Origin of the sequence: Photobacterium lutimaris (assembly GCF_003025555.1) — a bacterium.
GTDB lineage: Bacteria > Pseudomonadota > Gammaproteobacteria > Enterobacterales > Vibrionaceae > Photobacterium > Photobacterium lutimaris.
This window is the reverse complement of sequence record NZ_PYMH01000008.1, coordinates 146745-160539: the sequence shown is the minus strand read 5'-3', so window position 1 is coordinate 160539 and position 13795 is coordinate 146745. Positions and strand designations below refer to the sequence as shown.

General features: G+C 54.6%; 11 protein-coding genes and 1 other RNA gene. All 12 read left to right on the top strand.

Annotated features, from left to right (window positions below):
• Nucleotides 1-11 precede the first annotated feature (11 nt).
• The 12 genes from rsmI to murC all read left to right on the top strand — a co-directional run bounded on the left by rsmI (nt 12) and on the right by murC (nt 13784).
• Nucleotides 12-872 (top strand): 16S rRNA (cytidine(1402)-2'-O)-methyltransferase, encoded by an 861-nt coding sequence (gene rsmI / locus C9I99_RS16930; protein WP_107350035.1) that lies wholly within the window; start codon nt 12-14, stop codon nt 870-872.
• 133 nt (nt 873-1005) lie between these two features.
• Nucleotides 1006-1395: RNase P RNA component class A (gene rnpB / locus C9I99_RS16925), an RNA gene on the top strand.
• Nucleotides 1396-1670: 275 nt separating this feature from the next.
• On the top strand, nt 1671-2618 hold the full coding sequence (rsmH, locus tag C9I99_RS16920) for a 16S rRNA (cytosine(1402)-N(4))-methyltransferase RsmH (RefSeq protein ID WP_107350034.1): 948 nt from the start codon (nt 1671-1673) through the stop codon (nt 2616-2618).
• Nucleotides 2615-2935, top strand: a complete 321-nt coding sequence (gene ftsL, locus C9I99_RS16915; protein ID WP_107350033.1) for a cell division protein FtsL — start codon at nt 2615-2617, stop codon at nt 2933-2935. The genes rsmH and ftsL overlap by 4 nt, the downstream gene beginning before the upstream one ends.
• Nucleotides 2935-4713, top strand: coding sequence for a peptidoglycan glycosyltransferase FtsI (ftsI, locus tag C9I99_RS16910; protein WP_107350032.1), 1779 nt, complete (start codon nt 2935-2937; stop codon nt 4711-4713). The genes ftsL and ftsI overlap by 1 nt, the downstream gene beginning before the upstream one ends.
• Nucleotides 4700-6211 carry a UDP-N-acetylmuramoyl-L-alanyl-D-glutamate--2,6-diaminopimelate ligase gene (gene murE / locus C9I99_RS16905; RefSeq protein ID WP_107350031.1) on the top strand — a complete coding sequence of 504 codons (1512 nt, stop codon included), beginning with the start codon at nt 4700-4702 and terminating at the stop codon, nt 6209-6211. Before ftsI ends, murE begins: the two co-directional genes overlap by 14 nt.
• A complete protein-coding gene (gene murF, locus C9I99_RS16900) occupies nt 6208-7596 on the top strand; it encodes a UDP-N-acetylmuramoyl-tripeptide--D-alanyl-D-alanine ligase (RefSeq protein ID WP_107350030.1) in 1389 nt (462 codons plus the stop codon). Before murE ends, murF begins: the two co-directional genes overlap by 4 nt.
• Nucleotides 7596-8678 carry a phospho-N-acetylmuramoyl-pentapeptide-transferase gene (gene mraY / locus C9I99_RS16895; protein ID WP_107350029.1) on the top strand — a complete coding sequence of 361 codons (1083 nt, stop codon included), beginning with the start codon at nt 7596-7598 and terminating at the stop codon, nt 8676-8678. The genes murF and mraY overlap by 1 nt, the downstream gene beginning before the upstream one ends.
• A gap of 1 nt (nt 8679) precedes the next feature.
• A complete protein-coding gene (murD, locus tag C9I99_RS16890) occupies nt 8680-10044 on the top strand; it encodes a UDP-N-acetylmuramoyl-L-alanine--D-glutamate ligase (protein WP_107350028.1) in 1365 nt (454 codons plus the stop codon).
• The gene (gene ftsW, locus C9I99_RS16885; protein WP_107350027.1) at nt 10044-11252 is read left to right on the top strand and encodes a cell division protein FtsW; all 1209 of its coding nucleotides are present in this window, start codon (nt 10044-10046) and stop codon (nt 11250-11252) included. Before murD ends, ftsW begins: the two co-directional genes overlap by 1 nt.
• Nucleotides 11239-12312: an undecaprenyldiphospho-muramoylpentapeptide beta-N-acetylglucosaminyltransferase gene (murG, locus tag C9I99_RS16880; RefSeq protein ID WP_107350026.1), complete on the top strand. Its 1074-nt coding sequence runs from the start codon at nt 11239-11241 to the stop codon at nt 12310-12312. The genes ftsW and murG overlap by 14 nt, the downstream gene beginning before the upstream one ends.
• Before the next feature lie 14 nt (nt 12313-12326).
• A complete protein-coding gene (gene murC / locus C9I99_RS16875) occupies nt 12327-13784 on the top strand; it encodes a UDP-N-acetylmuramate--L-alanine ligase (protein WP_107350025.1) in 1458 nt (485 codons plus the stop codon).
• The last annotated feature ends 11 nt before the right edge of the window (nt 13785-13795 follow it).

Sequence of the window (13795 nt, the reverse complement as noted above, 5' to 3'; positions counted from 1 at the left end):
ATCTTAGACAAATGAGTGAGACCAATTCATGCACGGTAGATGTCGCAACTTTGTACATCGTACCTACTCCAATCGGTAATTTGGCGGACATTACGCAGCGTGCATTGGACGTATTGGCAAATGTCGATCTGATTGCCGCCGAGGACACGCGACATACATCGCGCCTGCTGACCCATTTTTCGATCTCGACCCGCACCTTTGCGCTTCACGATCACAATGAGCAGCAAAAAGCTGATTATCTGATCGAAAAACTTCAGGCCGGTACCAGTATCGCACTTGTGTCCGATGCCGGTACGCCGCTGATCAGTGATCCAGGATACCATCTTGTCAATCGTTGTCGTCAGGCGGGTGTAAAAGTTGTCCCGCTTCCGGGGCCTTGTGCTGTTATTACCGCGCTTAGCGGTGCAGGCTTGCCGTCGGATCGTTTCAGCTTCGAAGGCTTCTTGCCACCGAAGAGCAAGGGGCGTCGTGACCGCTTCCAGGAGCTGGCTGATGACGAGCGCACGATGATTTTCTATGAGTCACCGCACCGCATCACGGATTCTCTGGCCGATATGCTGGCGGTGCTGGGTCCTGAGCGTCAGGTGGTCTTGGCGCGCGAGTTGACCAAAACCTTCGAGACAATCCACGGCGCGCCGCTGGGCGAGCTGATTGACTGGCTTGGTGAAGACAGCAACCGTACACGCGGTGAGATGGTTTTGCTGGTTGCCGGTCACCGTGCCGAGAAAGAAGATTTGCCGGCAGATGCACTGCGTACACTGGGCCTGTTGGTTAAAGAGCTGCCATTGAAAAAGGCCGCGGCACTGACGGCAGAAATTCACGGCGTGAAGAAGAATGCGCTGTACAAGTGGGGACTGGAAAACCTCGATTAATCATCGATGTTTTGGACCCTCGGTTTTCGTTCCTAGCCCCGAGGTTTCTGCTCTGGTGTATTTTTCACCGTATCTAGATTTTGTAGGATTTTTCACTGGTAACTGTGAGCCAAGTCCTATACAATCGCCCGCCTGAGTTGGCCAAGGTAACCGCTGCCTCGTTGATGTCCTTTGGGAGACTGACGGGGGGGAGGAAAGTCCGGGCTCCACAGGGCAGGGTGCCAGATAACGTCTGGGGGGCGCGAGCCCACGACCAGTGCAGCAGAGAGCAGACCGCCGATGGCCCATTCTTCGGAGTGGTGCACAGGTAAGGGTGAAAGGGTGCGGTAAGAGCGCACCGCGCGGCTAGTAATAGTTCGTGGCACGGTAAACTCCACCCGGAGCAAGACCAAATAGGTCCCTAATGGCGTGGCCCGCGTTGGGGACGGGTAGGTTGCTTGAGCCTGTGAGTGATTGCAGGCCTAGAGGAATGGTTACCACCGCGCAAGCGGGACAGAACCCGGCTCATCGGCCAACTCACCCCTTTAGCATAAAAGGTGATGTGAGGTCTCTTGCGAGGCTTTGCATCACCTTTTGTCGTTTTAGCCCCGCAATAAATATCAAGTGATTGTTAGAATTGCGGCCCTCGGCTTGACATCTTTTTTATCAAATACGTACACTTTGCGGTGGGAATTCGTGGAAAATGCTTTTAAAACAGCGTTTTAATAGCCTAAGTTAATGAATTTCCACTGTTACTGGATTTTATGCCAGTTCGTTGTTAACGGACTGTACGCTTCCACAAGAGCTGAATAAATACTTATGTCTGAACAGTTTGAGCACGTCTCGGTTTTACTTCATGAATCTGTTGATGGTTTGGCCATCAAACCAGATGGTATCTACATCGATGGAACATTTGGCCGTGGTGGACACAGCCGCCTGATCCTTTCCCAACTAGGTGAAAACGGTCGCCTTTACAGTATTGACCGCGATCCTCAGGCGATTGCCGAAGCCCAGAAAATTAATGATCCTCGGTTTAATATTATCCATGGTCCATTTTCAGGCATGGAAAAATATATGGAAGAGCGTGATTTGATTGGTCGCGTGGACGGGGTCCTGTTGGATCTCGGTGTATCATCTCCGCAGCTCGACGATGCCGAACGCGGCTTTAGTTTTATGCGTGATGGGCCGCTTGATATGCGTATGGATCCGACATCGGGGATCTCGGCGGCGGATTGGCTGGCTGAAGCCGAGGCTGATGATATTGCCTGGGTACTGAAAGAGTTCGGGGAAGAGCGTTTTGCCAAGCGTATCGCCCGCGGTATTGTGGCATACCGGGAGGATCCGGAGAACGAGCCGCTGACCCGCACCACTCAACTGGCCAAGCTGATTGCCAATGTTTCGCCGTTTAAGGATAAGCATAAGCATCCTGCAACGCGAAGCTTCCAGGCGATCCGTATTTATATCAACAGTGAGCTAGAAGAAATCGAGACAGCGCTCAAAGGTGCGGTCAATATTCTGGCAACTGGTGGCCGTTTGTCAGTGATCAGCTTCCACTCGCTGGAAGACCGTATGGTTAAGCGCTTTATCCGCAAACAGAGCAAAGGGCCGGATGTACCTGCAGGCTTGCCGTTGACGGAAGAGCAGATCAAGGCGCTGGGTAGTGCCGATCTCAAGCCGGTAGGCAAAGCGATTAAACCGTCACAAAATGAAGTGAGCGGTAATACTCGCTCCCGTAGCTCAGTGCTACGTTTGGCCGAACGCCTATGAAGCAACAACCAGAACCCATAGATAACCTGGCCCAGATCATCGGTCGGGATCTATTATCTGCCGGTCGTATTCCGATGATATTGTTGGTTCTGGTGTTGGTTTCTGCACTGGGAGTGGTGTTGATCACCCATCACTCCCGTCAAATGATTGCCCAGCAGGAGCAACTGCTGATCGAGCGGGATCAGCTCGATATCGAGTGGCGCAATCAGATCCTTGAAGAGAGCTCACTGGCCGAGCACAGCCGGATTGAACGTTTAGCCGAACAGGATATGGGCATGCAACGTCCATCACGTGATAGCGAAGTTATTGTTAAGTAATGAAAAAAACAAAACCTATCAAGCGTTCTGATAAGCAGAATCAACGTCGCCAGAAAGCGCCACCGGCATTTATCCCGTGGCGCTTTGGTGTTATTTGCGCATGTATATTCGTGGCGTTGGTGGCCCTCGTCGGGCGCTCAGCCTATATCCAGGTCCTTGAGCCCGGCAAGTTGATCCAGGAAGGGGATCTGCGTTCGCTGCGGGTCAAGGCTCTGCCTTCTGCCCGCGGTATTATCTCCGACCGTAATGGCGAGCAACTGGCAGTGAGTGTGCCGGTCCAGGCCGTATGGGCCGATCCGGTCCAAATTTTTAAAAATAATGGCTTGGCCCAGCCCGAGCGCTGGTATGCCCTTGCCGATGTGCTGGGGATCGATCGCCAAGGCTTGATGACCCGCATCGAGAAAAACAGCAAGCGCCGCTTTATCTACCTGCAACGCCAAGTGAGTCCGGCGATGGCCACCTATGTCGGCAAGCTCAAGTTACCCGGTATTGGCCTGAAGGACGAGTCCCGCCGTTTCTACCCTGCCGGTGAGGTCAGCGCACATCTCATTGGTGTTACCGGTATTGATAGTCACGGCTTGGAAGGGGTTGAGCGGACCTATGATGGTTGGCTGACCGGCGAGCCAGGCCGCCGCACTGTGCGCAAGGACCGTTATGGCCGCGTGGTTGAGAATATCTCCCTTAAAAAACGTGAGCCGGGCAAGCCACTCAGCCTGAGTATCGATCAGCGCCTTCAGGCTGTTGCTTACCGGGCGGTGAAACAAGCGGTCGCCGACTATCAGGCAACATCCGCGTCGGTGGTGATGGTCGATGTACGAACCGGTGAAATTCTGGCGATGGTTAACGCCCCATCTTACAACCCGAATAACCGTGATCAGCTGCAAAGCTACCGGATGCGTAACCGGGCGATCACCGATGCCATGGAGCCGGGGTCGACCATCAAGCCGTTTGTGGTCTTGGCAGCAATGGAAAATGGCGTTGCGGATGAAAATACCGTTATCGATACCGGCAATGGGCTGATGCAAATCGGTGGTAGCCGAGTACGTGATGTCTCGCGTGTTGGCAAGGCAAACCTCGCCAAGATCCTGCAGAAATCCAGTAATATAGGGGTGAGCAAACTCTCGCTGGCGATGCCGGTCGATGCGGTGCTGGGGATGTACAGCAGTGTTGGGATGGGAGATGCCTCGGGGATCAACCTGATCGGTGAGGCACAAGGCTTCTTCCCCGACCGCCGCCGCTGGTCTGATTTTGAACGGGCGACACTCTCTTTTGGCTACGGTATCTCGGTCACCCCAATCCAGTTAGTTCGGGCCTACGCCACGCTGGGTGCGATGGGCGTCAACCGACCGCTTTCTATTCTGAAGACCGAAGCGGTGGTACCTGGGCGCCAGGTGGTATCGGCCGAGAATACCCGCGAGCTACTCAATATGCTTGAGCTGGTCACCCACAAAGGGGGCAGTGCCCACCGCGCGGCAATACCGGGGTATCGCGTTGGTGCGAAAACCGGTACGGCGAAAAAAGCGGTGGCGGGTGGCTACAGTGATGAATATGTGGCAATGACCGCAGGGTTGGCACCGATCAGTAACCCAAGGCTGGCAATGGTCGTGGTGGTTAATGAACCCCAGGGCGATGCCTACTACGGTGGTGCCATCGCCGCGCCGATTTTCTCCGAAGTGATGGAGAGCGCATTGCAGATTTTGAATATCCCGCCGGATGCGGGAACGCTTGAAGATTTAAACGTTGTGAACCACAGAGGCAAGACCCATGCCGGAACCTAAAGTATTACACGCCGTTGGCGAGCTATTATCGCCATGGCTGGAGGGCCTTTGCCTACCAGAAGCCCTGGCCGCAGCCTCCATTTCGGGGATGACCCTTGATAGTCGGCAGATCAAGCCTGGTGAGATGTTCGTCGCCGTGAAGGGCCACAGTGTCGATGGCCGGCGATTTATTGCCAAGGCGCAACAGGCCGGTGCGGCACTGGTGTTGGCACAAGCCGATACCAAGCAGGCTTATATCGAACAAAACACTGGTGGTGCCGTGATTTACCTCCCTTTCCTTGGTGAGCAGCTATCGGCCATTGCCAAGCGCTTTTATGGCGCACCGGACGAGCAGATAGATGTTGTTGCCGTAACGGGTACCAATGGCAAAACCACCATCAGCCAGTTGCTGGCGCAATGGGCGATGCTGCTCGGTCAGCCGGCTGGCGTGATGGGAACAACGGGCAATGGCCTGTTGGATCAGATCCAACCTGCGACCAATACCACTGGCAGTGCGCTTGAGATCCCTTGCGTATTGCAGCAGATGGCAGCCCAGGGGGCCCGCTTTGCGGCGATGGAAGTCTCTTCCCATGGTTTGGTCCAGGGGCGAGTGAAAGCGTTGGCATTCAAAGCCAGTATCTTTACCAACCTCAGCCGTGATCACCTTGATTACCACGGTGATATGGCGAGCTATGCCGAGGCCAAGAAAACCCTGTTTACCGAGCACCAAAGTGGTGTGGCGGTGATTAACGCAGATGATGTGGTTGGTCGTGAATGGCTGGCAGATCTTCCGCAGGCCGTTGCCGTTGCGATGGAACACAAGCATTTGGCGGGTCACCAAGGGCAAACGCTGTGGTTAGAATCGGTTGAGTACAGTGCCCAGGGCGTGACCGTCGCTTTCGATTCAAGCTGGGGAGCTGGGCAGTTTACTGCGCCGTTGGTCGGGGCATTTAATGTCACCAACTTATTGCTGTCATTGGCAACGCTGCTGGCGACAGGCCATCAGATGTCCGCGTTGCTGGCTGTTGCGCCGCAACTGCAGGCCGTTACTGGCCGGATGGAAGTTTTTCAAAAGCCTGACAAACCTATGATGGTTGTTGATTATGCTCACACCCCCGATGCACTGGAGAAAGCTTTGCAGGCTTTGCGCGTGCATTGTCACGGCAAGCTTTGGTGTATTTTCGGCTGTGGTGGCGACCGCGACCGCGGCAAACGGCCCTTGATGGCGCAGGCAGCGGAAAGCTTGGCGGATAAGGTTATCCTGACCGATGACAACCCGCGCAGCGAGTCACCGTCGGCCATTATGGCGGATATGCTGGCTGGTCTGGCAAAGCCGGAGCAGGCCCAAACGATTCACGAACGCCGTGAAGCGTGTCAGTGGGCACTTACCCAAGCGGGTGCCGACGATATCGTGTTGGTCGCAGGTAAAGGCCACGAAGACTATCAAATCTTGGCTGATCGCACTATTCACTACTCCGACCGTGAGACGGTCGCCGAATTGCTGGAGGCAAAGGGATGATCCCGGTTCAACTTTCTCTACTGGCTGAGGTATTGGGTGGCAAACTGGTCGGTAATGACATCACTATCTCAGCGGTATCAACCGATACCCGCCAAATCGCGGACGACACCCTGTTTATTGCCTTGATTGGCGAGCGTTTCGATGCCCATGACTTCTGCCTAAACGCCGAAGAGCAAGGTGCTGCAGCTCTGTTGGTGAGCAAGCACTTACCGGTTAACCTACCTCAGCTGGTTGTTGACGATACCCACAAGGCACTTGGCATGCTCGGCGCATGGCTCAAGGCTGAAATGGAGCTGCATCACGGCTTGAAAACCGTCGCCCTGACCGGCAGCTGCGGTAAAACTACAGTGAAGGAAATGGTCGCTGCTATTTTGTCGCTCAAAGGTAAGGTGTTGGCAACGGGGGGTAACTTCAATAACGATATCGGTGTACCGCTGACCTTGCTTCGGCTTGAACCTGAGCATGAGTTTGCGGTGATTGAGCTGGGTGCCAACCATCAAAAGGAAATCGCCTATACCACGAATTTGGTCAAGCCGCAGGTCGCGTTGATCAACAACCTGGCTGCCGCTCACCTTGAAGGGTTTGGCTCGCTGGATGGTGTGGCAAAAGCCAAAGGGGAAATCTTCGAAGGTTTGGAGCTGCGTGGTAAAAACGCGGTCGCCATTATTAACCTTGATTCCAATGCTCAGGAAAAGTGGCACCAAATGCTGGAAAAGCATCAGTTGCAGACGTTTTCTGCCACTCAGCCTGAAGCAGATTTTCACGCGGTTGACATAAGTATTAACAGTATAGGCCGTGCTTGCTTTACAATGCGCACCCCCAACGCAACATTTCCGGTGAGTTTGACGCTGGCGGGTGGTCATAATGTCGCCAATGCCCTTGCCGCTGCCGCGCTGGCAATGGCGATGGGGGCGACGCCGGAGCAGGTACAAGCTGGTTTGGGCGGCGTGGCCAATGTTAAAGGCCGTGTTGATATCACTGAGCCGTGCCACAACCTAAGGTTGATTGATGACACCTACAATGCCAGCGTTGCGTCGGTTAAGGCGGCTATCGATCTGCTGGCTGGCTTTGACGGTCAGCGGTGGTTCGTGTTGGGGGATATGGCCGAGTTGGGCGATGACAGTGCATTATTGCACCGCGAAGTGGCAGAGTATGCCCTAGAACGTCGCCTCGATAAGGTACTGACGTTCGGTAATGCTAGCCAAATCGTCAGTACGCTGAACAACGGCCAACATTTTAACGATAAAACAGCATTGATCGAGACTTTGCAGCAGCAGCTTGATCCTTTGCTCAATGAAGACAACATCCAAGTGACAGTGCTGGCAAAAGGAGCCCGTAGCTCCCGCATGGAAGATGTGATTGTTGCACTGCAGGAATATAAATAATGATTTACTGGTTAGCTGATTTACTGGAATCGACATTTCCATTTTTTCGACTGTTTGAATACCTGACTTTCCGCGCCATCATCAGTATCTTGACGGCACTGATGATCTCGCTGTGGATGGGTCCACGCCTGATCGCCCGCCTGCAGATGTTGCAGATCGGCCAGGTGGTCCGTCACGACGGCCCTGAGTCGCACTTTAGCAAACGCGGCACCCCGACGATGGGCGGGATCATGATCCTGGCAGCGATTGCGATTACCGTTTTACTGTGGGCTGATCTGAGCAACCCGTATGTCTGGGCGGTACTTACCGTCATGCTGGGCTACGGTGCGGTTGGCTTTGTCGATGACTACCGCAAGGTGGTACGCAAAAACACCGATGGCTTGATCGCGCGCTGGAAGTATTTCTGGCAGTCAGTGATTGCGCTGGGCGTGGCGTTTGCTCTGTATATCCATGGTCAAGATACCGTGGCAACCCAGCTGGTGGTACCGTTCTTCAAGGATGTCATGCCGCAGCTTGGTCTGTTCTATATCGTCTTTACCTATTTCGTGATTGTCGGTACCAGTAATGCGGTGAACCTGACCGACGGCCTTGATGGCTTGGCAATCATGCCGACTGTCATGGTTGCCGGTGGTATGGCTTTCATTGCTTGGGCGACCGGCAACGTTAACTTTGCTAACTACTTGCATATCCCATACCTGAAAGATGCCAGTGAACTGGTTGTCGTCTGTACTGCGATTGTCGGTGCCGGTTTGGGCTTCCTGTGGTTTAACACCTACCCAGCCCAAGTCTTTATGGGCGATGTCGGTTCGCTTGCCTTGGGCGGCGCGCTGGGTACCATCGCGGTCTTGGTTCGCCAAGAGCTATTGCTGGTTGTGATGGGCGGTGTGTTCGTGATGGAAACCGTCTCGGTGATCCTGCAGGTTGGTTCATACAAGCTGCGTGGCCAGCGGATCTTCCGCATGGCACCGATCCACCACCACTATGAATTGAAAGGCTGGCCAGAGCCGCGTGTTATCGTGCGTTTCTGGATCATTACCCTGATGCTGGTATTGATCGCGCTGGCGACCCTGAAGGTACGATAGGATGAAAGGCTTGGAAGGCGTAAAACAGGTTGTGGTGATCGGGCTGGGTATGACCGGCCTGTCGGTGGTAAACCATTTGTTGAGGAATCCTCAGCCATTGGACATCAAGGTCATTGATACCCGCGAGCACCCTCCAGGCCGCGAGCACTTACCCGAATCCGTTGCACTGTGCAGTGGCTATTGGCAGATGGACTGGCTGATGGCAGCAGACTTGATTGTTTCAAGTCCGGGGATTGCCTTGGCGATCCCGCAGCTGCAGCAAGCGGCTACCGCCGGTATAGAGATTGTCGGTGATATTGAGTTGTTTGCCCGCGCGGTCGATAAGCCCGTGGTAGCGATCACCGGATCCAATGGCAAGAGTACCGTCACCAGTTTGGTGGGTGAAATGGCTAAAGAAGCGGGTATTAACGTCGGTGTCGGCGGCAATATCGGCTTCGCTGCGCTGGATATGCTGGCCCAAGATCATGATCTTTATGTGCTCGAGCTTTCCAGCTTCCAGTTGGAAACCACCTCTAACCTATCACTCAACGCTGCGGCATACCTGAACTTGTCCGAAGATCATATGGACCGGTACCCGGGCGGCTTGGCGCAGTACAGTGCCGCTAAGATGCGCATCTTTGATCACGCCGAGTTGGCGGTGTTCAACCGCGACGATCTGGCGACCAAGCCGGAGGTCGACGGCAGCGAACTTGAGCAGGTTAGCTTTGGGCTAAATACCGGCAATAGCGACAGTACTGAGCGCTATGGCTTGGTGATGCATCAAGGTGAAGAATGGCTGGCCGTGGCGGGTGAGCCGGTTATGCCAAGCACCGACATCGCCCTGGTGGGGCGTCATAATGTGGCCAACAGCCTTGCCGCATTGGCGTTGGCTGATGCGGTTGGTATCGAACGCGAGGCCGCCTGCCGAGCCCTGCGTCGCTATAACGGTCTGGCCCACCGCTGTCAGCTCGTCGCCGAGCAACATGGCGTGAAGTGGGTCAATGACTCCAAGGCGACGAATCTGGCCAGCACCCTGGCAGCCCTCAACGGTTTGCAGCTTAACGGCAGGCTTCACTTGCTGGTCGGTGGTGACGGTAAGGGCGCGGATTTTTCCGAGTTGGCCCCGATCTTGGCTACATTAGATACCCAATTATATTGCTTCGGCCGTGATGGCGAGCAGTTTGCCCCACTCGTCTCCCAGCCGGTGATGGTTGAGACCATGGAGCAAGCCATGTCACACGCTGCGCAAACAGCCCGTGCTGGTGATATGATCTTGCTATCACCGGCCTGTGCGAGCTTCGATCAATTTGCTAACTTTATGGTGCGCGGTGATACGTTTGTCGAGTTGGCACTATCACTACAGCATCAAGTGGGTCAGGATAGCTGATGGCAGGAGCGGTAAAGGAAGGGATGGGGCAGTTTTTTGAGTGGATGACAAAACCGGCAGTACAGAGTCCGTATGACCGACAGTTGGTTTGGATTGCGTTGGCCCTGATGGTGACCGGCTTGGTGATGGTGACGTCGGCCTCGGTGCCGATTGCGACCCGTTTGACGGATATGCCGTTCTATTTTGCCCTGCGCCATGGTTTTTTCCTTTTTTGCTCACTGGTCTTGGCCAGTTTTGTTCTGATGATCCCGCTCGAGAAGTGGCGCCAGTACAGCGTGCCGATGTTGATCCTTTCCATTGTCCTACTGGTGGTGGTACTCGGGGTTGGCCGTTCGGTCAATGGTGCATCGCGCTGGATCCCGCTGGGGATTTTCAACCTCCAGCCAGCCGAAGTGGCCAAGCTTTCCTTGTTTCTTTTCATGTCGGGCTATCTGGTTCGCCAGTACGAACAGGTCCGGCAATCGTTTGTCGGTTTTGCCAAGCCCTTGCTGGTTTTGGCTTTGCTTGGGGCGCTCTTGCTTGAACAGCCGGATCTCGGTTCGTTCGTGGTGATGTTCGTGACTACGGTCGGTATGCTGTTCATTGCCGGTGCCAAGTTGTGGCAGTTTATTGTGATGATCGGTGCGGCTTGCTTTGGCATTGGCCTGCTGATCGTCTTTGAGCCCTATCGTCTGCGAAGGGTGACCTCGTTTCTGGACCCGTGGGAAGACCCGTTTGGCAGCGGCTACCAGCTGACTCAGTCCCTGATGGCCTTCGGTCGCGGTGAATGGCTAGGGCAAGGCCTTGGCAACTCAATCCAGAAATTGGAATACCTGCCCGAAGCGCATACCGATTTTGTCTTTGCGGTGCTGGCCGAGGAAGTGGGCTTGATCGGAGTCACGGTCGTGTTGCTGCTTATCTTCGCATTGGTTTTCAAAGCCTTGATGATTGGCCGCCGCTGCCTACAGACAGAACAGCTATTTGGCGGTTTTCTGGCGTTTGGTTTTGCCTTTTGGTTCGCCTTCCAGACGTTGGTTAATGTAGGCGCCGCCGCGGGCATGGTGCCGACCAAGGGCCTGACCCTGCCGCTGATCAGTTACGGTGGCTCAAGTTTATTTATTATGGCTACTGCGGTCGCCATTTTGATCCGGATTGACTATGAGCAGCGGATCGCTGCCAAAGCGATGCCGGATCCGGAACTAGAAGAAAATGACCATGAACAAGAATAAACGCTTGCTGGTGATGGCGGGCGGAACCGGAGGACATGTCTTTCCGGGGCTGGCGGTCGCCAAGCGGTTACAACAAGAAGGTTGGGACATCCGCTGGCTCGGCACTGCCGACCGAATGGAAGCCGAACTGGTACCAAAGCACGGTATTGATATCGACTTTATCAAAGTAAAAGGCTTGCGTGGCCAAGGTATTACCCGTCTGTTGGCGGCACCCTTTAAAATTGTCGGTGCAATCTTGCAGGCCAGGAAATACATCAAGGCGTGGCAACCAGATGCCGTATTGGGCATGGGTGGTTATGTCAGTGGCCCTGGCGGTGTTGCCGCTTGGTTGTCCGGTGTCCCAGTGATCCTGCATGAACAAAATGCCGTTGCCGGTTTGACCAACCAATGGCTATCGCGCATTGCGGCCAGCGTGCTGCAGGCCTTTCCAGGTGCCTTTCCGAATCGTGAGGTTGTCGGCAACCCGGTGCGCGAGGATGTGGTATCACTGGCAGAGCCTGCGCAACGCTTTGCTGAGCGTGAAGGTCCTATCCGGGTGCTGGTGATGGGCGGCAGCCAAGGAGCGCGGATCCTCAATCAAACCTTGCCTCAAGTTGCGGGACTGCTGGGCGATAACGTCACCGTGTGGCACCAGGCGGGTAAAGGCGCTCAGGCGCAGACTGAGCAAGATTATGTTGAGTATGCCAACGGACAGGCCATCAACTACCAAGTAACAGAATTTATCGACGATGTGGCAGCCGCCTATGCCTGGGCCGACATCGTTGTTTGCCGCTCGGGTGCCCTGACGGTCTCCGAGCTGTCGGCAGCCGGCCTTGGTGCCGTGTTTGTGCCTTTCATGCACAAAGATCGCCAGCAGGCGTTGAATGCTGACCATCTGGTCCAGTGCGGTGCCGCGAAAATGATTGAGCAGCCAGAATTGACCGTAGAGGGTCTGGCCGACACCTTACAACAATTAGATCGTGCACAGCTGGCCAAGATGGCACAGGCAGCACGTGACGCAGCGATTGTCGATGCCGACCGCCGGGTGGCGGATGTGATCAAGTCGCTGGCAAAGCAATAAGATGAGACAAAGTGATGAGTAAACTGGATAACCAGCAATTAGCAAAAATTAGAACCATGGTGCCAGAGATGCGCCGCGTAGAGCGTATCCACTTTGTTGGAATTGGCGGTGCCGGGATGAGCGGTATCGCGGAAGTGCTGGTTAACGAAGGCTACCATGTCAGTGGTTCAGACTTGGCACCCAACGCGGTGACCAACCGGTTGGCAGATAAAGGAGCGGAGATCTTCTTTGGTCATGCCGCCAGTAATATCGAAGGCTCCAGTGTCGTGGTGGCCTCGACCGCGATAGACCAGAGCAACCCTGAGCTGGCCGCCGCCCGCGAATTGCGTATCCCTGTGGTTCGCCGTGCGGAAATGCTGGCCGAGCTGATGCGCTACCGCCACGGTATCGCGATTGCGGGTACCCACGGTAAGACGACAACCACCGCACTGGTGACCCAGATCTATTCTGAAGCCGGTTTGGATCCAACGTTCGTCAACGGTGGTTTGGTCAAGAGCGCAGGGACTAACGCCCGCCTTGGATCGAGCCGCTACCTGATCGCCGAAGCTGACGAGAGTGATGCATCATTCTTGCACCTGCAGCCGATGGTGTGCGTGGTGACGAATATCGAAGCTGACCACATGGATACCTATGGCGGTGATTTTGAAGTCCTGAAACAGACATTTGTCGATTTTCTTCACAACCTGCCGTTCTACGGTTTGGCGGTGATGTGCATTGATGATCCTGTGGTGCGTGAGCTACTTCCAAAAATTGGCCGTCAGGTTATCACTTATGGCTTCTCTGAAGATGCAGATGTGCGTTTGGTTGATTATGATCAGCGCGGCCAGCAGGGATATTTCTCCATACTACGCAAAGGCAAGCCGGCACTGGAAATCAAATTGAACATTCCAGGCAAGCACAACGCCCTCAATGCCACGGCGGCTGTCGCCGTCGCGTCTGAAGAAGGCGTTGCCGATGAAGCTATCGTCCAGGCACTGGCTGAGTTTGAGGGAACAGGCCGACGTTTTGATCATCTTGGTGATTTCGAAACCGGCAACGGTAAAGTGATGTTGGTGGATGATTACGGCCATCATCCGAGCGAGGTGGATGTGACGATTCAGGCTGCCCGTGCAGGCTGGGAAGACAAGCGCCTGGTCATGGTGTTCCAACCGCACCGCTATAGCCGTACCCGTGATCTGTATGATGACTTTGCTCATGTCCTCGAGCAAGTTGATGTACTCGTCATGCTGGATGTGTATTCTGCCGGTGAAGTGCCGATTGCTGGTGCGGATGGGCGTGCTTTGTGCCGTACGATTCGTGGCCGTGGTAAACTGGACCCGATTTTTGTCCCGAATATCGATGCACTGCCGTCTACTTTAGCCAATATTCTACAAAATGATGATTTGGTTCTGACACAAGGTGCTGGCGATGTTGGCAAAATCGCTCGTCAGTTAGCAGATATGCAACTGAATATTGAGCAAATGAGCCAATAAAATTTTTTGGC

Excerpts from the sequence above, each read along its gene's own strand:
- rsmI (WP_107350035.1), top strand. The coding sequence starts at position 12 with ATGAGTGAGACCAATTCATGCACGGTAGATGTCGCAACTTTGTACATC.
- murF (WP_107350030.1), top strand. The coding sequence starts at position 6,208 with ATGATCCCGGTTCAACTTTCTCTACTGGCTGAGGTATTGGGTGGCAAA.
- murC (WP_107350025.1), top strand. The coding sequence starts at position 12,327 with ATGAGTAAACTGGATAACCAGCAATTAGCAAAAATTAGAACCATGGTG.
- rsmH (WP_107350034.1), top strand. The coding sequence starts at position 1,671 with ATGTCTGAACAGTTTGAGCACGTCTCGGTTTTACTTCATGAATCTGTT.
- murG (WP_107350026.1), top strand. The coding sequence starts at position 11,239 with ATGAACAAGAATAAACGCTTGCTGGTGATGGCGGGCGGAACCGGAGGA.
- ftsW (WP_107350027.1), top strand. The coding sequence starts at position 10,044 with ATGGCAGGAGCGGTAAAGGAAGGGATGGGGCAGTTTTTTGAGTGGATG.
- murE (WP_107350031.1), top strand. The coding sequence starts at position 4,700 with ATGCCGGAACCTAAAGTATTACACGCCGTTGGCGAGCTATTATCGCCA.
- mraY (WP_107350029.1), top strand. The coding sequence starts at position 7,596 with ATGATTTACTGGTTAGCTGATTTACTGGAATCGACATTTCCATTTTTT.
- ftsL (WP_107350033.1), top strand. The coding sequence starts at position 2,615 with ATGAAGCAACAACCAGAACCCATAGATAACCTGGCCCAGATCATCGGT.
- murD (WP_107350028.1), top strand. The coding sequence starts at position 8,680 with ATGAAAGGCTTGGAAGGCGTAAAACAGGTTGTGGTGATCGGGCTGGGT.
- ftsI (WP_107350032.1), top strand. The coding sequence starts at position 2,935 with ATGAAAAAAACAAAACCTATCAAGCGTTCTGATAAGCAGAATCAACGT.